This window comes from Vibrio sp. SCSIO 43135, assembly GCF_023716665.1.
In the GTDB taxonomy this organism is placed as follows: Bacteria; Pseudomonadota; Gammaproteobacteria; order Enterobacterales; family Vibrionaceae; genus Vibrio; species Vibrio paucivorans.
In genome coordinates, this window is record NZ_CP071859.1 from 3,049,081 (window position 1) to 3,071,029 (window position 21,949).

The following is a 21,949-nucleotide window of genomic DNA, read 5'->3' on the forward strand; positions in this document are numbered from 1 at the left end:
TTTTAAGTTCTAGTTATACACATTCAATGTTCTATTTGAGTCCATCAAAACCCCTTGGGTGTTGTATGGTTAAGCCTCACGGGCAATTAGTACAGGTTAGCTCAACGCCTCACAACGCTTACACACCCTGCCTATCAACGTTCTAGTCTCGAACAACCCTTTAGGACGCTTAAAGCGCCAGGGAAGACTCATCTCAGGGCTCGCTTCCCGCTTAGATGCTTTCAGCGGTTATCGATTCCGAACTTAGCTACCGGGCAATGCGTCTGGCGACACAACCCGAACACCAGAGGTTCGTCCACTCCGGTCCTCTCGTACTAGGAGCAGCCCCCTTCAATCTTCCAACGCCCACGGCAGATAGGGACCGAACTGTCTCACGACGTTCTAAACCCAGCTCGCGTACCACTTTAAATGGCGAACAGCCATACCCTTGGGACCGACTTCAGCCCCAGGATGTGATGAGCCGACATCGAGGTGCCAAACACCGCCGTCGATATGAACTCTTGGGCGGTATCAGCCTGTTATCCCCGGAGTACCTTTTATCCGTTGAGCGATGGCCCTTCCATACAGAACCACCGGATCACTATGACCTGCTTTCGCACCTGCTCGAATTGTCATTCTCGCAGTCAAGCGGGCTTATGCCATTGCACTAACCTCACGATGTCCAACCGTGATTAGCCCACCTTCGTGCTCCTCCGTTACTCTTTGGGAGGAGACCGCCCCAGTCAAACTACCCACCAGGCACTGTCCTCAACCCAGATAATGGGTCTAAGTTAGAACATCAAACATACAAGGGTGGTATTTCAAGGATGGCTCCAACGATACTGGCGTACCGTCTTCAAAGCCTCCCACCTATCCTACACATGTAGGCTCAATGTTCAGTGCCAAGCTGTAGTAAAGGTTCACGGGGTCTTTCCGTCTAGCCGCGGGTACACTGCATCTTCACAGCGATTTCAATTTCACTGAGTCTCGGGTGGAGACAGCGTGGCCATCATTACGCCATTCGTGCAGGTCGGAACTTACCCGACAAGGAATTTCGCTACCTTAGGACCGTTATAGTTACGGCCGCCGTTTACCGGGGCTTCGATCAAGAGCTTCGACCGAAGTCTAACCCCATCAATTAACCTTCCGGCACCGGGCAGGCGTCACACCGTATACGTCATCTTACGATTTTGCACAGTGCTGTGTTTTTAATAAACAGTTGCAGCCACCTGGTATCTGCGACTCTCAATAGCTCCATCCGCAAGGGACTTCACCGTCAAGAGCGTACCTTCTCCCGAAGTTACGGTACCATTTTGCCTAGTTCCTTCACCCGAGTTCTCTCAAGCGCCTTGGTATTCTCTACCCGACCACCTGTGTCGGTTTGGGGTACGATTCCTTACAATCTGAAGCTTAGAGGCTTTTCCTGGAAGCATGGCATCAATGACTTCACTACCGTAGTAGCTCGACATCGTGTCTCAGCCTTAAAAAGAGCCGGATTTACCTAACTCTTAAGCCTACGCACTTGAACCTGGACAACCGTCGCCAGGCCCACCTAGCCTTCTCCGTCCCCCCATCGCAATTGTAAGAAGTACGGGAATATTAACCCGTTTCCCATCGACTACGCCTTTCGGCCTCGCCTTAGGGGTCGACTTACCCTGCCCCGATTAACGTTGGACAGGAACCCTTGGTCTTCCGGCGAGGAGGTTTTTCACCCCCTTTATCGTTACTCATGTCAGCATTCGCACTTCTGATACCTCCAGCAGGCTTTACAACCCACCTTCAACGGCTTACAGAACGCTCCCCTACCCAATGCGATAAATCGCATTGCCGCAGCTTCGGTGTATAGCTTAGCCCCGTTACATCTTCCGCGCAGGCCGACTCGACTAGTGAGCTATTACGCTTTCTTTAAATGATGGCTGCTTCTAAGCCAACATCCTAGCTGTCTAAGCCTTCCCACATCGTTTCCCACTTAGCTATACTTTGGGACCTTAGCTGGCGGTCTGGGTTGTTTCCCTCTCCACGACGGACGTTAGCACCCGCCGTGTGTCTCCCGGATAGTACTTACTGGTATTCGGAGTTTGCAAAGGGTTGGTAAGTCGGGATGACCCCCTAGCCTTAACAGTGCTCTACCCCCAGTAGTATTCGTCCGAGGCTCTACCTAAATAGATTTCGGGGAGAACCAGCTATCTCCAGGTTTGATTGGCCTTTCACCCCTAGCCACAAGTCATCCGCTAATTTTTCAACATTAGTCGGTTCGGTCCTCCAGTTGATGTTACTCAACCTTCAACCTGCCCATGGCTAGATCACCTGGTTTCGGGTCTATATCCAGAAACTCGACGCCCAGTTAAGACTCGATTTCTCTACGGCTCCCCTAATCGGTTAACCTTGCTACTGAATATAAGTCGCTGACCCATTATACAAAAGGTACGCAGTCACACCACGAAGGTGCTCCTACTGCTTGTACGTACACGGTTTCAGGTTCTATTTCACTCCCCTCACAGGGGTTCTTTTCGCCTTTCCCTCACGGTACTGGTTCACTATCGGTCAGTCAGTAGTATTTAGCCTTGGAGGATGGTCCCCCCATATTCAGACAGGATATCACGTGTCCCGCCCTACTCGATTTCACTGATTATGATGTGTCGGTTACGGGGCTATCACCCTGTATCGCGAGACTTTCCAGACTCTTCACCTGCATCATTAAAAGCTTAAGGGCTAATCCAATTTCGCTCGCCGCTACTTTCGGAATCTCGGTTGATTTCTACTCCTCCGGGTACTTAGATGTTTCAGTTCCCCGGGTTCGCCCTGTTAACCTATGTATTCAGTTAACAGTAACTGCTTATGCAGTTGGGTTTCCCCATTCGGAAATCCCAGACTCAATGGTTTTTACTACCTAATCTGGGCTTATCGCAAGTTAATACGTCCTTCATCGCCTCTGACTGCCAAGGCATCCACCGTGTACGCTTAGTCACTTAACCATACAACCCGAAGGGGTCTTTACGTATGGCAAACAACCAAGGTGTGTCTCTCATTATTTGAATGAGCGAGAGACATTCGATTTTGCCGGACTCAAATATGAATAACTCGAAAGTTATTCCCAAGAACACTTGAATGTGTGTTGGTACCTACATCTCTAAGAGACATAGGATTTGAGAACTTTTATTTGAATAACATCAATCAAATGTTATTCGTCAGCTTTCCAAATTGTTAAAGAGCTAGATTCATTTAAGAACCATTTTTAAAAACACTATCGCTAATGCGCTTAAAGATGGTGGAGCTAAGCAGGATCGAACTGCTGACCTCCTGCGTGCAAGGCAGGCGCTCTCCCAGCTGAGCTATAGCCCCATCAAGGTGTCGATACTATCAGCCAATCCCCTGGGAGGAAGATTGGTGGGTCTGAGTGGACTTGAACCACCGACCTCTCGCTTATCAGGCGAACGCTCTAACCACCTGAGCTACAGACCCAGTATCGTCTCTTAAACTTTTTTAAACCATATCAATCTGTGTGAACACTCATCGCAATAATCATCGTATAAGGAGGTGATCCAGCCCCAGGTTCCCCTAGGGCTACCTTGTTACGACTTCACCCCAGTCATGAACCACAAAGTGGTGAGCGTCCTCCCGAAGGTTAAACTACCCACTTCTTTTGCAGCCCACTCCCATGGTGTGACGGGCGGTGTGTACATGGCCCGGGAACGTATTCACCGTAGCATTCTGATCTACGATTACTAGCGATTCCGACTTCATGGAGTCGAGTTGCAGACTCCAATCCGGACTACGACGCACTTTTTGGGATTCGCTGACCATCGCTGGCTCGCCGCCCTCTGTATGCGCCATTGTAGCACGTGTGTAGCCCTACTCGTAAGGGCCATGATGACTTGACGTCGTCCCCACCTTCCTCCGGTTTATCACCGGCAGTCTCCCTGGAGTTCCCGACATTACTCGCTGGCAAACAAGGATAAGGGTTGCGCTCGTTGCGGGACTTAACCCAACATTTCACAACACGAGCTGACGACAGCCATGCAGCACCTGTCTCAGAGTTCCCGAAGGCACCAATCCATCTCTGGAAAGTTCTCTGGATGTCAAGAGTAGGTAAGGTTCTTCGCGTTGCATCGAATTAAACCACATGCTCCACCGCTTGTGCGGGCCCCCGTCAATTCATTTGAGTTTTAATCTTGCGACCGTACTCCCCAGGCGGTCTACTTAACGCGTTAGCTCCGAAAGCCACGGCTCAAGGCCACAACCTCCAAGTAGACATCGTTTACGGCGTGGACTACCAGGGTATCTAATCCTGTTTGCTCCCCACGCTTTCGCATCTGAGTGTCAGTATCTGTCCAGGGGGCCGCCTTCGCCACCGGTATTCCTTCAGATCTCTACGCATTTCACCGCTACACCTGAAATTCTACCCCCCTCTACAGTACTCTAGTGAACCAGTTTCAAATGCAGTTCCGAGGTTGAGCCCCGGGCTTTCACATCTGACTTAATCCACCACCTGCATGCGCTTTACGCCCAGTAATTCCGATTAACGCTCGCACCCTCCGTATTACCGCGGCTGCTGGCACGGAGTTAGCCGGTGCTTCTTCTGCAGCTAACGTCAAACACCAAGAGTATTAATCTTAATGCCTTCCTCACTGCTGAAAGTGCTTTACAACCCGAAGGCCTTCTTCACACACGCGGCATGGCTGCATCAGGCTTTCGCCCATTGTGCAATATTCCCCACTGCTGCCTCCCGTAGGAGTCTGGACCGTGTCTCAGTTCCAGTGTGGCTGATCATCCTCTCAGACCAGCTAGGGATCGTCGCCTTGGTGAGCCATTACCTCACCAACTAGCTAATCCCACCTAGGCGTATCCAATAGCGCAAGGCCCGAAGGTCCCCTGCTTTGCTCCGAAGAGGTTATGCGGTATTAGCCATCGTTTCCAATGGTTATCCCCCTCTACTGGGCAACTTCCTAGGCATTACTCACCCGTCCGCCGCTCGACGCCGTTAACGTTCCCCGAAGGTTCAGTTAACTCGTTTCCGCTCGACTTGCATGTGTTAGGCCTGCCGCCAGCGTTCAATCTGAGCCATGATCAAACTCTTCAATTTAAGATTTTGTCGGCTCAATGAATACTGAACATTACATAAAGTAATGTTTGAATTGACTGTGCTGAATCCGAAGATTCAATGGTCACTTCGTTTCATTGAAACCTAATTTGAAACCGAAGTTTCTAATTGGATTATCATCAACGAGTGCCCACACAGATTGATAGGTTTAAATTGTTAAAGAGCTTGGCTTTTCAAGAAACTTTTCTCTCAAAGCGGAGGTGCATTCTAGCGAGATAATTTGAAGAGTCAAACACTTTTTCAAATTTATTTTCTCAGAAGCTTTTCACCTCTCTGACGTTGCTGAAGCCTTGTGGCGTCTGCCGTGTCAGTGGATGCGCATTATAGGGAGATTAGATTTGGGTGCAAGCCCTTTTCTCAAAAAAAACCGAAAAATGGTTTGTTCGATTAATATTGCATCAAAAAGTCAAAAAAGAGGGCTAAAAGCCCTCTTTTTCATCACAGCACGCTAACAAATTAGATAAATGCGTAAGCGTCTGCATACATGTTGGCACTGCTCGCTTCTTTGTTTTGAGTAAACTGCTCACGTGCAGCACCCGCCATTTCAAATCGACCAGCGATGTAAATGTCATAATCCGCAAGAGATTCGAAATCACTCTCTACAGCTTGAAGCACATTACCTACTTTACCTTGCCAATCAGCTTGAGCATCTTCGACGACTGGAATGAAGTGAACGTTACTATGTTCTTCTGCAATTGCTAGCAACTCAGCTTTCGCATACAACTGACTGTCATCTTTAGCACCCCAATAAAGATAAATTTCATTGGATTTATTGCGGCTTATACAGTGATCTAGAATAGAGCGTACATAGCTGAACCCTGTACCACCAGCAATAAGGAGTAGTGGTCGTTCACTTTCTTCTTTTACCCAAGCGTCACCGTGTGGCGCATCGATATTGATATCACTACCATCTTGCAGCGCTTGCTTCATCGCTTCGACAACTTCCAAAGCGTAAGCATTGTGCTCAGCAGCACCTATATGAAGCTCCAGCTCGCCCTCATGACGACAAGGACTGCTCGCAATTGAAAATGGACGCTTATCTTTTTCACCCATTTCTACCATTAGATACTGACCTGCTTTGAACGCAACTGGCGTTTCAGGGTGTAGCAAAATTTGGTAGGTATTACTTGCCAATGGCTCAATGGACTTCACTTTACATTTAATAGTCATGGTCTTCCTCTCACTTACTCGTCTAGAGTAAGGACTAAATTACTTTCTGCGAAGGCTTGGCATGGAAATATCCAACCTTGATCTTGCTCTTTCTCTGTAAGCATAGGTTCAAGGTGATATGACACATGACCTTCTATTTTCTTGCACATGCACATCGCACATGCACCAACTTGGCAACGATGTGGAAAGTTGATGTTTTGGTTGAGCGCCGCTTCCAACACCGTCTGCCCTTTTGAAACTTGGAATTTTATTTCATTGGGTAACAAAATGACTGTATAGGTCATAAGATACCTAGTTGATCCCAAATTGCGTCAATCTTAGCGACGAGTTCAGGGTCTTTGGTTATTGGAATACCCCACTCCCGCTCTACTTCACCCTCAAGTTTATTGGTCGCATCCAAGCCTGCTTTAGACCCATGCTTATCGCACATTATAGTGTCTCGAGATGGATCCATACGGGTGGTAATTGCCCATATAACATCGTTCCAATCTCTGATATTGACGTCACCATCAACCACGATAGCAAACTTGACATTCACTTTGTCATGAAGCTGAGACCATAACTGCGCTAGAACATGCTGAGCCTGTCCCGCACGCTGCTTATCGATGGATAAAATGACCATCCGGCTGTCGCCTACTCCTGGCGCTAGATAACAGTCGTTCACCTCAGGTATCTGAGCTTCCACCATCAGCTCGCATTCTTGCTCATCAACCTCTCGGGTTGCGTTCTGTTGCTGCGGAATAAACTTCGCTCCTAGCGCTTCCTCCGCTTCCCATTTCACAGTTGCGTCGAAGCCCATTTTTGAGCCCAATCCAACAACAGGGGAAGCAAAGTCGAGTGAATCGATCGGAGTACTTTCAATCATGACAATATCACGATGAGGCTGCATAGTGTCGTTCATCGCTTGAACCACCTCATGCCAATCTCGCGCATTCACACTTTCATCACACACAACCACAAACTTGGTGTACATAAACTGACGTAAGAAAGACCACACCCCCATCATGACGCGCTTTGCATGGCCGGGATATTGTTTCTTCATCGTTACTACCGCCATTCGGTATGAACACCCCTCTGGCGGTAGATAGAAATCTTCGATCTCTGGAAATTGCTTTTGCAGGATCGGGACAAACACTTCATTGAGCGCCACACCTAATACTGCAGGCTCATCTGGCGGGCGGCCCGTATAAGTACTGTGGTAAATAGGCTTTTCACGCATTGTGACATGCGTGATGGTAAATACGTGATGCTTCTCTTTTTCGTTGTAGTAACCCGTATGGTCGCCATATGGACCTTCGTCGGCAAACTCACTAGGGTCGATGTAACCTTCCATTACAATCTCAGCACTAGCTGGCACCTCAAGATCATTGCTCACCGACTTGACCACTTCGGTTTTACTGCCACGAAGTAACCCTGCAAACGCATACTCCGATAAAGTGTCAGGAACCGGAGTCACAGCACCAAGAATCGTCGCTGGGTCAGCACCAAAAGCAACGGAGACAGGAAATGGCTTGCCAGGGTTGGTTTCCATCCAGTCACGCAAATCAAGCGCACCACCACGGTGAGCTAACCACCTCATGATGATCTTGTTCTTGCCGATTTTTTGCTGGCGATAGATACCCAGATTTTGGCGTTTCTTGTTCGGCCCTCGAGTGACCGTCAGTCCCCACGTTAGAAGTGGAGCCACATCATCTTGCCAACAACTCATTACGGGGATTTTATCCAGATCGACTTCGTCACCCTGCCATACCACTTGCTGGCAAGCTGCCTTTCTTAGGCGCTTAGCCGGCATATTCAGAACTTGTTTGAATACTGGCAGTTTATCCAATGCGTCTTTGAAACCTTTTGGTGGTTCTGGCTCTTTTAAGTACGCGAGCAACTTGCCGACTTCCCTTAACTCTTTGACCTCTTGTCGCCCCATACCCATTGCAACGCGAGCTGGTGTACCAAACAAGTTAGTCAGTACTGGGTAGTCGTAACCAATTGGGCTTTCGAACAGCAATGCTGGACCTTCAGCACGCAAAGTACGATCGCTGATTTCGGTCATCTCGTAGTGAGGGTCAACAGGGTGAGAAATGCGTTTTAACTGGCCTTTTTGTTCCAAATAGTCAATAAAATCGCGTAAATCCTTAAAACTCATAGGCCTTCTAGCTGGCTGGTTAATCTGGCAGCAGTATACCAAAAAGGAGCAATTGTCGTTGCTCCTTTTTGTGTGTGTCCATTACAAACACTATCCACAGAAAACGTCTTACTGAGATAAGACTTGAGAAATAGCATTACTTTTCACTTGCTGGTTACTGCTCAAAAGCTCTTCTAACCACCCACGGTAACCTTGCTCGGCTAACTCACGAGCTACCAGTGGTGCTTCATCGGTAATCGACATACGAGAAACCAAAAATTCTTTGACCTCTTCAGACATTGGCTTTACTCGGGTCAATTCAAGCAACGCCTGTTCTTTCAAGCTCGGGTTCGATGTCGCATTCATCACTTGGTTTAACGCAAACTTATCCCCTACATTGGCCAATCGCGCTAGCTCATTTTCACTGTGATGATCTGCCTTCATTAACCAAAGTAACTTATAGATGTCTGGGTCTTCGCTCACCTGCGCCAAGCGAACCATAACTTGAGAAGATGGCAACCAACTTGTCACCGCTTGTGAAGTAAACTGTTTAGTCAGCGCTTGCACCGCTTCTGGGGATAAGCTGTCTAGCTCTCGAATAAGTAACGCTTCACGGGTCTGAACCTGATACTCACTACCCGACAACCACGTCAGAAGGTTAAGCTCTTTACGCTCCGCCATGAGAACAAAATCAAGTGTGGTTTGGTCTTGTTGCCATTGCTTAAGTAACCGACTCGCAATAGCAGGGTAATTAAATGCTGGGGTAACAAACTCATACCCGTCACCTTTCTCTAGAACTTGGTATGTGGGTACCAGCTTTTGTTGGGATTCAACAAAGATAGCCATCTTAGACGTAAGCGCGACATCTTGCTGTTCAATTTTCTGTAGCAATAGAAAGCGCGCGACTTCTTGCTGAGGCAACGCTAGTCGCTGAAGTGCAAATTTGAGTGAGTCGACTTCATCTTCTACAGCGTATTGAAGAAGCTCAGCGACTTTAGTTTGGATCTGCTCATCTTGCTTCCACTGCTGTACAACAACTGGCTGCATTTCCGTCGCAGACGCCAGTGGCATTCCTATAAACAGTAGCCCAGATAGGAGAACTGACGACAACATTCCTTGTTGCATGTTAACCTCCTTGTAACAATTGCCTTCATTCTGAGCGTTCTATTGATAGATTGCAATAAAAAACGCCACCGATAAGCGGTGGCGTTTTCTGAATTTTAAGTCAGAGTTTACTGACGACGCATCGCGTCAAAGAACTCATCGTTGGTCTTGGTCATCGCAAGCTTGTCGATGAGGAACTCCATTGCATCGATTTCGCCCATTGGGTGAACAATCTTACGCAGGATCCACATCTTCTGTAGCTCATCGTTCTTAGTAAGAAGCTCTTCACGACGAGTACCAGAGCGGTTGAAATCAATCGCAGGGAAGACACGCTTTTCAGCAATCTTACGATTAAGGTGCAGTTCCATGTTACCTGTACCTTTGAATTCTTCGTAGATAACTTCATCCATTTTAGAACCAGTATCAACCAGTGCTGTAGCGATGATAGTTAAGCTACCGCCTTCTTCAACGTTACGAGCGGCACCGAAGAAACGCTTAGGACGGTGTAGAGCGTTTGCATCCACACCACCGGTTAGTACTTTACCTGATGAAGGTACTACAGTGTTGTAAGCACGAGCTAAACGAGTGATTGAGTCGAGTAGGATGACGACATCTTTCTTGTGCTCAACAAGACGTTTTGCTTTCTCGATAACCATTTCCGCAACTTGAACGTGACGAGATGCTGGCTCATCAAACGTTGATGCCACTACTTCACCTTTAACAAGGCGTTGCATCTCAGTTACTTCTTCCGGACGCTCATCGATCAGTAGAACCATTAACTCACACTCAGGATGATTGTGAGCAATGCTTTGTGCAATGTTTTGCAATAGCATGGTTTTACCCGCTTTTGGCGGAGCAACGATAAGACCACGTTGACCTTTACCGATTGGTGAAGCCAAATCGAGGATACGCGCTGTAATATCTTCTGTTGCACCATTACCACGCTCCATCACCATACGTTCGTTGGCGTGTAGCGGAGTTAAGTTTTCAAACAGGATTTTATTACGTGCGTTGTCAGGTTTGTCGTGGTTAACAGTGTTGACTTTTAGTAGAGCAAAGTAGCGTTCGCCATCTTTCGGTGGACGAATCTTGCCAGCAATCGAGTCACCTGTACGAAGGTTGAAACGACGAATTTGGCTTGGCGATACATAGATATCATCTGGGCCAGCAAGGTAAGAACTATCGGCGCTACGAAGGAAACCAAAACCGTCTTGCAGAATTTCGAGTACCCCATCACCAAAGATATCTTCACCACTTTTCGCGTGAGCTTTGAGGATGGCGAAGATGATGTCTTGTTTTCTTAGGCGAGCTAGGTTCTCAAGACCAAGGCTTTCACCAAGTTTAACAAGCTCAGACACGGGTCTGTTCTTCAATTCAGTTAGATTCATTGTGGTAGATACTTGTTTAGTCAAAATAGGATCTGTTTTCTAGTTTAAGAGGGATTTGGTCTCAGGATCGACCAAGAAGTGAACACTTGTTTATTTAACGTGCGATAAACTAGCACTAAATAGTAGCCTAGTCTAGATTTTGTTGAGCAGCAAAAACAAAACCGTGCATTTATTCAAATCGCACGGTTTGCTTAGTTTGCTACTTATAGATTAGCGTCTAGGAACTCTTTTAATTGAGTCTTAGAAAGTGCACCAACTTTAGTTGCTGCGACGCTACCATCTTTGAAAAGAAGTAACGTTGGGATACCGCGAATACCAAATTTAGGTGGAGTACCAGCGTTTTGATCGATATTTAATTTACCGATAGTCAGCTTGCCTTCGTACTCATCTGCGATTTCATCAAGAATTGGTGCAATCATCTTACAAGGGCCACACCATTCTGCCCAAAAGTCCACAAGAACAGGGCCTGCAGCGTTAATTACGTCGGCATCAAAACCGTCATCTGTTAGCTGCAAAATCTTGTCGCTCATCTTCCACTCCAATGTATTATTTCTGAACTGGTTGGATGATAACCAGTAAATAGATGCCCTATTGGAATGTATTTACTTTCGTATTGCAAGCTTAAGCTGATATTCTATAGCAATGAAAAAGACGCATATCACAGAGCAAAAGTTCGCCGACTTGGATTTAAACGCCCAAGTTATTGAAGGATTGGAGAAAAAAGGGTTCGAATATTGTACCCCTATCCAAGCCTTGGCGTTGCCGGTACTGCTCACCGGCCAAGACATCGCAGGCCAGGCCCAAACGGGTACTGGTAAAACGCTAGCGTTTCTTACTGCTACCTTTAACCATTTGTTGAATACACCTGAGCATGAAGGTCGTAAACCAACTCAGCCGCGTGCCATTATTATGGCTCCGACTCGTGAGTTGGCGATTCAGATCTTTAATGATGCTGCTCCATTAATGGAAAGCACTGGCATCAAAGCTGCACTTGCTTACGGTGGTGAAAGCTACGATAAGCAACTAGCGAAGCTTGAGAAAGGTGTAGACGTATTGATCGGTACTACGGGTCGTATTATCGATTTCTACAAGCAAAAGGTTTTCAACCTAAACCACATTCAAGCCGTTGTCCTAGACGAAGCCGATCGCATGTTCGACCTTGGTTTCATTAAAGACATCCGCTTCTTGTTCCGTCGTATGCCTGAGCCAAAAGACCGCCTAAACATGCTGTTCTCGGCGACTCTGTCTTACCGCGTTCAAGAACTCGCGTTTGAGCACATGCACAACCCAGAGCATGTTGTTGTCGAACCAGACCAAAAAACAGGTCACCGCATTCAAGAAGAATTGTTCTACCCGTCGAACGAGCACAAAATGCCACTGCTTCAAACTCTGATTGAAGAAGAATGGCCTGACCGTGCGATTGTATTTGCTAACACTAAACATAAGTGTGAGTCGGTATGGGGCCACTTGGCAGCAGATGGTCACCGCGTTGGCCTACTAACAGGTGACGTTCCACAGAAGAAACGTGAAAAAATCCTTGAGCAATTCACTAAGGGTGAAGTCGATATCCTTGTTGCAACCGATGTTGCGGCTCGCGGCCTACATATCCCACAGGTAACGCACGTATTTAACTACGACCTACCTGACGATTGTGAAGATTACGTTCACCGTATTGGCCGTACTGGTCGTGCTGGTGCTAGCGGTCACTCGATCAGCTTTGCCTGTGAAGATTACGCTATCAACCTACCAGCGATTGAAGAGTACATCGAGCACGCAATCCCAATGTCGGAGTACGACTCATCTGCGCTGATCGAAGATCTTCCAGCGCCGCTACGTATGCGTTCTCGCAACCCTCAGCAACGCCGCTCTAACACAGGTGGTTCTCGCTCAGGAAACCGTCGACCAAACAACCGTCGACCAAGACAGCAACGTCAATCACAATCGCAATAACAAGGAAGCTATAGTCGTTTATGAATCAGGCAGTCTCATCACCGCTTTACGCAGCCATCGACCTCGGGTCGAACAGTTTTCACATGCTCGTTGTGCGTCATATCGATGGCAGCGTTCAAACAATGGCGAAGATAAAACGCAAAGTACGTTTAGCCGCAGGGTTAGATGAAAATAATGCGTTAAGTCAGGAAGCTATGCAGCGTGGCTGGGACTGTTTGAGTCTCTTTGCTGAGCGACTACAAGATATTCCGAAGCAAAACATCCGCATTGTGGGCACAGCGACACTTCGCACTGCAACCAATGTGGATGTCTTTTTACGTAAAGCCAATCAGATTCTAGGCTATGACATTGAAGTCATCTCTGGCGAAGAAGAAGCCGCTACCATCTATAAAGGTGTCGCACACACCTCTGGTGGCATGGGGCGCCGACTCGTAGTCGATATTGGCGGAGCAAGCACTGAACTTATCATCGGCGAAGGATTTGACGCTAAAGCACTCACCAGTTTGAAAATGGGCTGCGTGACTTGGCTAGAGCGCCACTTCAAAGACCGTCAACTGACGGCAACTAACTTTGACAACGCAATCGCAGCAGCGAAAGACACCTTAGCCCCTATCCTAGAGCAATATACGCAAATTGGCTGGGACGTCTGTGTGGGTGCGAGTGGTACCGTTCAAGCGCTACAAGAAATCATGCTGGCGCAAGGGATGGATGAAGTCATTACCCATGCAAAACTTAAGCGACTGCAGAAACAGGCCATGCTAGCCGACCACCTGGAAGAGCTTGAGATCGAAGGGTTAACATTGGAAAGAGCTCTGGTATTCCCGAGTGGCTTATCCATTTTGATTGCCATCTTTGAGCTACTCAACATCGACTCGATGACACTTGCCGGCGGCGCACTCCGTGAAGGACTGGTCTATGAAATGGTCGATGGCCTACGCCAAAACGACATTCGTGCTCGCACCATTTGTAGTGTACAAGCACGTTATCAAATCGACGTGGCTTACGCCGAGCAAGTATCTAACCTCGCAGATAAACTGCTTAAACAGTGTGGCGGCGATAACTGGATTGCCGAACCGCAAGGTGCAGTATTACTGCAAACTGCAGCCAAGCTGCATGAGATTGGTTTAACCATCGATTTTAAAAAAGGTGGCGAACACAGCGCATACCTTTTAAATCACTTAGATTTACCGGGCTACACCCGCGCACAAAAGCACTTTCTAGCCGAAGCTGCCCGTCGCTACCGTGAGCAACTCAGCTCACTGCCTGAACAACACGCTTTATCAGGTACCAGCGGCAAACGAGTGTTGCGCTTATTGCGTTTAGCAGTGCTACTCACACACAGACGCAGTTGTGAATTAGAGCCAGCAGTGACACTTCGTGCTGAACAAGACACACTCACCTTGTCCATCGACAAGCAGTGGCTTGAATCGAACCCACTCACCAGTGCTGAGCTCGAGATTGAAGCCAACCGACAAACCGATATTGGTTGGCCTTTATCGATTATTGAATGCTAAAAAGCCCTCTTCGGAGGGCTTTTTTATTGCTCACCCACCACAAGTAACTCAATTATCAATAGATGACTTAAGCGCAAAAGTTCAAACAACATCATAAAAATCATTACATTATGCCATATACTGTTTTTGATGGAGTTCGACACTAAGGAGCACGGTGCATGGTGAGTAAGGCGACTAGCTTTAATATTGATGAATGGTCTTTCATTCCAAATGAAGGGCAGATTGTGTTTAGCGACAAGACCATCAACATCGACAAGCGCCTTAGTAAACTGCTGGAGTTCTTTTGTCAGAACCCTGGGCAGACGCATACCCGTGATGAGCTGATTGAAAATGTCTGGAATGGCATGATTCTGACTGATCAAGTCGTCACCCAAGCTGTGTTCGAGTTGCGCAAGGTTCTAAAGCAAAACTCGACCAAGAATGAAAGCTATATCATTACTGTTCCCAAACGAGGCTATAAGTTTTTTGCCGAAGTAGGCGTCAGCTATGAAACCAGCAACAGCGGGGTTACCGACTACCCTCAGCCTGAAACTAGACCGGAAATTAAAGAAGACACCGCCCCTTCTACAAAAACTCCTACCCCAAGGACAAAGCCTTGGTTACCAATAGCACTCGCAACCATCATCTGCTTCGAAACAGGCTACATCCTATATTCCGCCTTGGGCAACCAAACTTCACCTCCCATCAGTCAACCTACTCGACTAGGAAACTTTGAGTCTCGCTACGTGGTATTAGAGATCAGTGACGACATTCAACAGGATCCGGTTTTGTTTGGTGTGGTCACTAAATTTATTGAATATGTTGGCTACTACAGCAATATCCGCATCGTCCATAGTCCTGAGTTGCAGAAAATCGCTGCGATTGAGCTGAAACTGGCGACCTCTCCTAGCCGTGATGGCCAATACACTCGCTTAACCATGCGCTATCACAACCGCGTGTCTAATCAGGGCCACCTTAGCCGACGCTACCCCACCGAGCTGGCATCGATTCATCAAACGCTGTTCTCGATGTTGGATGACATGTTGGGCGCACTGTATATCTCACCACCCAAGCAAGAGTTGATGCAGCTACTTGAACAACTTCCTAGTGATGAAGCAGCGTTAGAACACGTTCTTACTGGCATTGGTTACTTGTATAACGGTGAGCCAATGGAAAAGGCTTTAGTGAACCTTCGCCTCGCCAAACAGTTAGCTCCGGATCACGACTTCACCTACACCGTGAATTACATCGGTGAAATGTTCCGTATCTTCAATTCCAATGATTCAAACAAGCAGCAGATGACTGTTGCTCTTAATGATGAGTATCGCGATAGACTCACCCGTCTGCTTGAACAAGGGAAAATGCCACGTGTTTATGATGCGATGGCAATGATGGCACTTTCTGAAGACAATCCAGAAAAAGCCATGCGCATACTGCTATCTCTGCCCGATCAAAAACATTCTATCCTGTCTTACTTGTTGCTTGCCAAAGCAGAAGAGTCACGAGGAAATGGCGGCGCAGCAAAAGAACTGTACCTCAAAGCCACGCAGAGTAACTCATCATTACGAGCAGTACAGTTTGCTTCACCACTATTCTTTGACAGCAACTTAGACCCACTACTTAAAGAATTTGAGTAGCTTCCAGTCGTTGACGAAACTTTTCATCAGCCGCTACCTCAGATAGGGAGCGGCTGATATTTTTCTGCTGCCTATCCAGAATAATGTGCAGAATCTCAAGCGTTAGGCCAAATGCAAGCACGACATAGGTGTAGCTCTTGTCCACTTCAAACCCAGTACCTTCAAATACCAACATCGCCCCCAGAAGAATAAGAAACAGTAGTGCTAACAGCTTGAGTCCAGGATATGCCGCGATAGTGAGCTGAATTTTTTCCGCCAGTGCCAGCATGATAATGGCGGAAATCACAATCGCGGCCACTATGATCTCGACATCATGAACCAAGGCAACCGCCGTGATCACCGAATCAAATGAGAATACTGCGTCAATCGCAATGATTTGCAGAACAATTAAGGTCACGCTTGCGGTCATAGCGCCTTTTTCAGCGTACCCTTTCGACTGCAGCCAAGCCAGCAACTCCTTTAAGCTCTTTAACAGCAAAAACGCACCGCCAAAAATCAAAATTAAATCTTTACCAGAAAACATCCATGTTGAAATGCCAACCACTGGCTCGGTTAATGACATGAGCCAAGACACCGAAAATACCAGAGCAATACGCGATACTACTGCCAAGCCGATACCCAAGTTACGCACTTTTCGTTGCAGCCCTGTCGGTAAACGCTCAACCAAAATCGAGATAAATATGACGTTGTCGACGCCGAGAATCACTTCCAGCAATAACAAAGTACTAAACGCAACCAAATAGTCAGTGACCATCACTTCCCCCCCTGACACTTAATAACTGAAGATGAAAGATCGGACTGTCTATTACGCCATTTATAAACGCATACACTGACTAGTTTGATTGCAATAAATATCATGGTTTTCCCACCTGAAAGTAAAAAGGTCGGCCATTCTACAAATCAATAAATCTGTGACATCAGCAAAGCGTCACCTATCAATAAACAGAATATAAAGAAAATATAAAGCAATTAGTTTCAACTACTTAAATATAAAAATACTAACCACAGCCGAGTGCGTGGAGTTCGAAGCCGACTAGCAATTAGTGGAAATGATAAAAAGATAAGAGTTTGATGATGCGAAAAAGAGTGCCGCTTTACACAATACCCTCTCATTCATTTAGGGGGCGCTATGCTAGACACCATCTATACAATTTTTGCCACGCTACGAGAGTACGACATATTGCTTGGGTTGCTTTTCTTACTGGTATTTTGGCTACTAAAACGTTTTACCAACAGAACCATCACCACACTGGCGCACAATAAAGCGGTTTCATCGACACGCAGCGCGTTCATCATTCGTTGCTTCAATATCACCTATTTTGTGTTTCTGTCGGCCAGTTACATCATTGTCAGTGGTATCGGCTACGGTAATTTCTCGATTTTTATCTCGTCTGTGTTTACGGTGTTTGGTGTCGGCTTCATCGCCCAATGGTCGATTTTGAGCAACATCACCGCCAGCTTTTTAATTTTCTTTGTCTTTCCGTACCGAATCGGAGACTTCATAGTGGTCGCCGATGGGGAAGGCATAGAGGGAAAAATTCTTGAAATACGCATGTTCCACACCTTAATTCGTCATCCAGATGGCAACATTATTACCTACCCTAACTCGCTACTGCTGCAAAAGAGCGTGACAAAGGTGATACAGAAAAACATTACCACCACGATAAAGAACGCAGAGATCCGCAGGCAATCTAAGCTGGAAGGAAAAGGCAAGGCATAAAAAAGCCCTTTGGCTGATAACAACCAAAGGGCTCTCGAAATAACATCAAGGGTGGTTTAGCGGCTAAGCATTCACACCCGAAGCTTTGAAGCTAGGATTCACTGCTGTGATTTTCTTCACGATGTAGTTAAGAAGCACACCGTACATTGGCACAAATAAGCCAAGGCTGATCACGAGCTTGAAGCCGTAGTCCACCAGCGCGATTTCAGTCCAGTGCTCAGCCATAAACGGATCTGGGCTTTGGTAGAAAGCAATCGCAAAGAAAGCGATGGTATCCAACGCATTACCAAACAGCGTTGAACAAGTTGGTGCAATCCACCACTGCTTGAGTTGACGCAGGCGGTTAAACACATGCACATCTAAAATCTGACCGAGTAGGTAAGCCATGAAGCTTGCGATCGCGATACGCGCAACAAATAAATTGAACTCACTTAAGTGGCCGACACCTTGGAATTGCCCTTCAAAGAACAGTACCGATAAAACGTAAGACACTGCCAGTGCGGGTAACATCACCAAGAAAATAATGCGGCGCGCCAACTGAGCCCCAAAAATACGTACTGTTAGGTCAGTGGCTAAGAAGATAAATGGAAAAGTGAATGCGCCCCAAGTGGTATGAAAACCAAACACAGTGAACGGCAGTTGTACCAGGTAATTACTGGATGCAATGATGATCAGGTGAAATAGGACTAATAAGAAAAGGGCTTTGCGCTGCTGCGCAGGGGTAAAGTTACTCATGCGATACCTTTTTAGTTTGGTTTGGGGGCGAGGGAACCCAAATTGAATGGAGCTATTCGTAGCGCCGATTCATACCAACAATGTAAAAAATTAACCTGCTGAACTCGTTTGTTTGATGAGTCACAGCGGCGGGCGATTATACATTAACCAATTCCTGTCGCAAGGGTCAGTTTTTGCGCAATCGATTAAACCCATCAAATAAATTTAAATGATGGGAATCATTTTTCTATAAGTTCGAATTGATATTTATGACGCAGCTTTAGAAGCCGCGGCGAAACAGGCCGGCTAAATAGTCGAGTTCTTCTTGCGAGTCTGCGACTGATAAAGCTTCCAACCAAAGGGACTCACTGTAATGCTCTGCTTTGAGGAATAATTGGCAACCTTCAAAGTCAATCAACCAAGAGTGTATATCGGCATCCCACTGTTTCTCTATCACACTGGCCGACAGCATCGATACCAACTGTTCACCCAACTCCGGAAAGTAATCGAAATCAAAGCGTGGTGCGCTAATTAAAATACGCCCTTCACTTTGCTGGTACTCCATTAAACCAAATTGCTTATCCATGATGAGTTAAATGCTCCTGAATGAGATCTAAAAATGGGTCTGCGTACTTCTCTAGCTTACGTTGCCCGACTCCATTTACGGCCAACATTTCACCGTAAGAGGTTGGCAGAATTTCGGCCATATCAATTAAGGTGGCGTCACTGAATACTACATAAGGTGGCAAGCCATCTTCATCGGCAATCGCCTTACGCAATTTACGTAGCTTAGCAAATAGCTTCTTATCGTAGTTTTTGCTCGATAGCTTATCCGATTTAGCCGCGCGCGCAGCGGTATCAAGCCTTGGAACCGCTAACTCGAGTTCCATATCACCACGCAGTAATGGACGCGCTTCTTCAGTGAGCTGCAAAGTCGAGTTACGGGTGATGTTTTGGAATAACAGCCCTTTGTGGATCAGCTGGCGGAAAATACTCACCCAGTAATCATGACTATGATCCCGACCAATCCCATACGTGGAAAGCTTATCGTGGCCATTTTCTCGAATACGAATGTTCTGCATCCCACGTAGCACTTCCACCACATAGCCAATACCAAAGCCTTGGTTAACTCGGTACACACAAGACAACGCTTTTTGCGCTTCTTCTTTGGCGTCGAATCGTTTTGGCGGATCGAGGCAAATATCGCAGTTACCACATGGCTGCTCACGATATTCACCAAAGTAGTTAAGTAGAACTTGGCGGCGACATGTTTGCGCTTCCGCAAAAGCATTCATCGCATTGAGCTTATGACTCTCAACCTGCTTTTGCGGGCCATCGTCTTTTTCATCCAACATACGGCGAAGCCAACTGATATCAGCTGGGTCGTAGAGCATCATGGCTTCTGCTGGTAGGCCATCACGACCTGCTCGGCCAGTTTCTTGGTAGTAAGATTCGATGTTACGTGGAATATCAAAGTGCACCACAAAGCGAACATTGGGTTTATTGATCCCCATGCCGAATGCCACTGTCGCGACAACGATTTGAATATCGTCTCGTTGGAATGCTTCTTGAACGTAGGCGCGCTCGTCAGTTTCCATACCAGCATGATAGCCCGCGGCACGAATATGGTTGTTGCACAACTTTTCGGTCAGCATTTCCACTTTCTTACGGCTACCACAGTAGATAATGCCGCAGTTACCTTTTTGAGTATCAAGGTAACGAATCACCTGAGACACAGGTTTATGCTTTTCGACCAAGGTGTAGCGAATGTTTGGGCGATCGAAGCTGCCTAAGTAGCTATGTGGTTCGTTTAAACTGAGGCGATGGACAATGTCATTGCGAGTCGCATCATCGGCTGTCGCAGTCAGAGCCATAAATGGCACGTGAGGGAACTGTTGCTTCAACTGCCCTAGCGACGCGTATTCCGGTCTAAAGTCATGCCCCCACTGAGAAATACAGTGCGCTTCATCAACGGCAATCATCGAAAGCGGCAAACTCTCCAATCGTTCGATGAAATCGCGCATCAGCACACGTTCTGGCGACACATACACTAATCTAAGTGCGCCAGAATTCATGCGGTTGTAGACGCTAATCAGCTCTTCTCTTGGCATTGCAGAGTTAATGCATTCAGCCGCCACACCATTGGCTTTAAGCTGATCGACTTGGTCTTTCATCAATGAAATCAAAGGCGAAATCACTAAGGTTAAACCAGAGCGCACCAATGCCGGAATTTGGTAACACAGTGACTTACCGCCACCGGTTGGCATAATCACTAGGCTGTCTAGGCCGTTGACTGCCGCTTCAATGACCTCAAGCTGACCATCACGGAAACTTTGATAGCCAAATACATCTTCTAAGATGCCTTGTGGCGTAGGCGCTTCCGCTTCTGGTTGCTGGGCTAACAGTGTCGAGGTCATGAATTATCTCAGTTGAATATCTACGGGTGCGTTACATACGCAAGGGGCACATTGTAGTGGGGAATTGGGGTGAATAAAACCGCAAATTGTTAGGTGAATCTGCACCGCCCTCGTATACTGACCTATCCATCCTAATCACTTTGCACTGTGACGTTCCATGACATTAGAAGAACAACAAAGAGCACGCCAAGGCGTGTTACTTGCGATTGGCGCTTACACCATGTGGGGGATTGCCCCGATCTACTTCAAAGCGCTCGGTGAAGTCTCCGCATTTGAAATTCTGAGCCACCGTGTAGTGTGGTCATTTTTCTTGCTCGCAGGGTTGCTGCACTTTAGCCGTCGCTGGCGAAGTGTGCGCGATGTAATGAAGTCAAAGACCAAGATGATCTACCTCGTGACAACGGCAGTCCTAGTTGGCATAAACTGGTTAATTTTCATTTGGGCGGTGAACGCGAATCATATGCTGGATGCCAGCTTAGGCTATTACATCAACCCATTGATAAACGTGTTGCTCGGAATGATTTTCTTAGGCGAAAGACTAAGAAAGCTGCAGTGGTTTGCGGTTGCGTTAGCCGCATGTGGCGTATTAGTCCAACTGATTGCGTTTGGCTCAGTGCCAGTCGTGGCAATTGCGCTTGCGATGACTTTTGGCCTCTACGGGCTGCTGCGTAAAAAAGTCAGCCTAGATGCACAAACGGGTTTGTTCGTTGAAACCTTAGTATTGCTACCAGCAGCGTTGGTTTACTTACTGTTTATTGCCGACTCGGCCACATCCAGCTTCGCAGACAACCCAATGACGCTCAACCTGCTCCTGATCGCCGCAGGTGTAGTGACCACCCTACCACTACTGTGCTTTACCGGCGCAGCCACGCGTTTAAAGCTGTCGACTCTGGGCTTCTTCCAATACATAGGCCCAAGCTTGATGTTCTTATTAGCCGTGCTGATCTACGGTGAAGATTTTACCCCAGACAAAGCCATCACTTTCGCCTTTATCTGGGGTGCACTGGTGGTATTTAGCTTCGATGGTTTACGTAATAACAAGAAAACCAAGCGTGCTAATCAAGTATCGAAGTAACGACTGGTCGAATTGATCGTTTTTTACAAGACAAGTGCAGATTTGAAAGATAAGCTTGGTTATATTCTAACCAAGCTTTTTC

At 47.0% G+C, this 21,949-nt stretch carries 15 protein-coding genes, 2 tRNA genes, 2 rRNA genes and 1 pseudogene; 5 read left to right on the forward strand and 15 right to left on the reverse strand.

Annotation, left to right across the window (positions count from 1 at the left end; translation table 11 throughout):
- Positions 1-65: 65 nt before the first annotated feature.
- From J4N42_RS13700 to trxA, 11 genes and pseudogenes are all read right to left on the reverse strand, one after another.
- Positions 66-2,954: ribosomal RNA gene (locus J4N42_RS13700) — 23S ribosomal RNA — on the reverse strand.
- A 291-nt stretch (positions 2,955-3,245) separates the two neighbouring features.
- Positions 3,246-3,321: transfer RNA gene (locus tag J4N42_RS13705), tRNA-Ala, on the reverse strand.
- A gap of 43 nt (positions 3,322-3,364) precedes the next feature.
- A tRNA-Ile gene (locus tag J4N42_RS13710) sits at positions 3,365-3,441 on the reverse strand.
- A gap of 68 nt (positions 3,442-3,509) precedes the next feature.
- Positions 3,510-5,062 (reverse strand): 16S ribosomal RNA (locus J4N42_RS13715).
- Together the 16S and 23S rRNA genes with 2 tRNA genes alongside form the textbook arrangement of a ribosomal RNA operon.
- A 474-nt stretch (positions 5,063-5,536) precedes the next feature.
- Positions 5,537-6,250: an NAD(P)H-flavin reductase gene (gene fre, locus J4N42_RS13720; protein WP_252028732.1), complete on the reverse strand. Its 714-nt coding sequence runs from the start codon at positions 6,248-6,250 to the stop codon at positions 5,537-5,539.
- A gap of 14 nt (positions 6,251-6,264) precedes the next feature.
- Complete coding sequence (locus J4N42_RS13725) at positions 6,265-6,534, reverse strand: 2Fe-2S iron-sulfur cluster-binding protein (protein WP_252028734.1); 270 nt, start codon at positions 6,532-6,534, stop codon at positions 6,265-6,267.
- The gene (locus J4N42_RS22670; protein WP_503034769.1) at positions 6,531-6,938 is read right to left on the reverse strand and encodes a hypothetical protein; all 408 of its coding nucleotides are present in this window, start codon (positions 6,936-6,938) and stop codon (positions 6,531-6,533) included. Before J4N42_RS22670 ends, J4N42_RS13725 begins: the two co-directional genes overlap by 4 nt.
- Before the next feature lie 65 nt (positions 6,939-7,003).
- Positions 7,004-8,390: pseudogene (ubiD, locus tag J4N42_RS13730) on the reverse strand (4-hydroxy-3-polyprenylbenzoate decarboxylase); the annotation flags it as partial.
- 108 nt (positions 8,391-8,498) lie between these two features.
- Positions 8,499-9,494, reverse strand: a complete 996-nt coding sequence (locus tag J4N42_RS13735; protein ID WP_252028736.1) for a hypothetical protein — start codon at positions 9,492-9,494, stop codon at positions 8,499-8,501.
- A gap of 107 nt (positions 9,495-9,601) precedes the next feature.
- Positions 9,602-10,861, reverse strand: coding sequence for a transcription termination factor Rho (rho, locus tag J4N42_RS13740; protein ID WP_004741192.1), 1,260 nt, complete (start codon positions 10,859-10,861; stop codon positions 9,602-9,604).
- Positions 10,862-11,064: 203 nt separating this feature from the next.
- Positions 11,065-11,391, reverse strand: a complete 327-nt coding sequence (gene trxA / locus J4N42_RS13745) for a thioredoxin TrxA (protein ID WP_004409639.1) — start codon at positions 11,389-11,391, stop codon at positions 11,065-11,067.
- A gap of 112 nt (positions 11,392-11,503) precedes the next feature.
- On the opposite strand from trxA, the gene rhlB reads away from it, so the two are divergent.
- From rhlB to J4N42_RS13760, 3 genes are all read left to right on the forward strand, one after another.
- Entirely contained in the window at positions 11,504-12,811 is a 1,308-nt protein-coding gene (gene rhlB / locus J4N42_RS13750) for an ATP-dependent RNA helicase RhlB (RefSeq protein ID WP_252028737.1), read from the forward strand.
- Positions 12,812-12,831: 20 nt separating this feature from the next.
- A complete protein-coding gene (gene gppA / locus J4N42_RS13755; protein ID WP_252028738.1) occupies positions 12,832-14,325 on the forward strand; it encodes a guanosine-5'-triphosphate,3'-diphosphate diphosphatase in 1,494 nt (497 codons plus the stop codon).
- Positions 14,326-14,483: 158 nt separating this feature from the next.
- Complete coding sequence (locus J4N42_RS13760; RefSeq protein ID WP_252028740.1) at positions 14,484-15,941, forward strand: winged helix-turn-helix domain-containing protein; 1,458 nt, start codon at positions 14,484-14,486, stop codon at positions 15,939-15,941.
- On the opposite strand, the gene J4N42_RS13765 is transcribed toward J4N42_RS13760, so the two are convergent.
- The gene (locus J4N42_RS13765; RefSeq protein ID WP_252028742.1) at positions 15,925-16,695 is read right to left on the reverse strand and encodes a TerC family protein; all 771 of its coding nucleotides are present in this window, start codon (positions 16,693-16,695) and stop codon (positions 15,925-15,927) included. The two genes, J4N42_RS13760 and J4N42_RS13765, sit on opposite strands and share 17 nt — an antisense overlap.
- 375 nt (positions 16,696-17,070) lie before the next feature.
- Here J4N42_RS13765 and J4N42_RS13770 point away from each other — a divergent pair, with 375 nt between their 5' ends.
- Positions 17,071-17,661, forward strand: coding sequence for a mechanosensitive ion channel family protein (locus tag J4N42_RS13770; protein WP_252028744.1), 591 nt, complete (start codon positions 17,071-17,073; stop codon positions 17,659-17,661).
- Between the two features lie 63 nt (positions 17,662-17,724).
- On the opposite strand, the gene J4N42_RS13775 is transcribed toward J4N42_RS13770, so the two are convergent.
- The 3 genes from J4N42_RS13775 to recQ all read right to left on the reverse strand — a co-directional run bounded on the left by J4N42_RS13775 (position 17,725) and on the right by recQ (position 20,792).
- Positions 17,725-18,396, reverse strand: coding sequence for a 7-cyano-7-deazaguanine/7-aminomethyl-7-deazaguanine transporter (locus J4N42_RS13775; RefSeq protein WP_252028746.1), 672 nt, complete (start codon positions 18,394-18,396; stop codon positions 17,725-17,727).
- A 259-nt stretch (positions 18,397-18,655) separates the two neighbouring features.
- Positions 18,656-18,961, reverse strand: coding sequence for a DUF3630 family protein (locus J4N42_RS13780; RefSeq protein ID WP_252028747.1), 306 nt, complete (start codon positions 18,959-18,961; stop codon positions 18,656-18,658).
- Entirely contained in the window at positions 18,954-20,792 is a 1,839-nt protein-coding gene (gene recQ / locus J4N42_RS13785; RefSeq protein WP_252028748.1) for an ATP-dependent DNA helicase RecQ, read from the reverse strand. The genes J4N42_RS13780 and recQ overlap by 8 nt, the downstream gene beginning before the upstream one ends.
- 157 nt (positions 20,793-20,949) lie before the next feature.
- Here recQ and rarD point away from each other — a divergent pair, with 157 nt between their 5' ends.
- Entirely contained in the window at positions 20,950-21,867 is a 918-nt protein-coding gene (rarD, locus tag J4N42_RS13790) for an EamA family transporter RarD (RefSeq protein WP_252028758.1), read from the forward strand.
- The last annotated feature ends 82 nt before the right edge of the window (positions 21,868-21,949 follow it).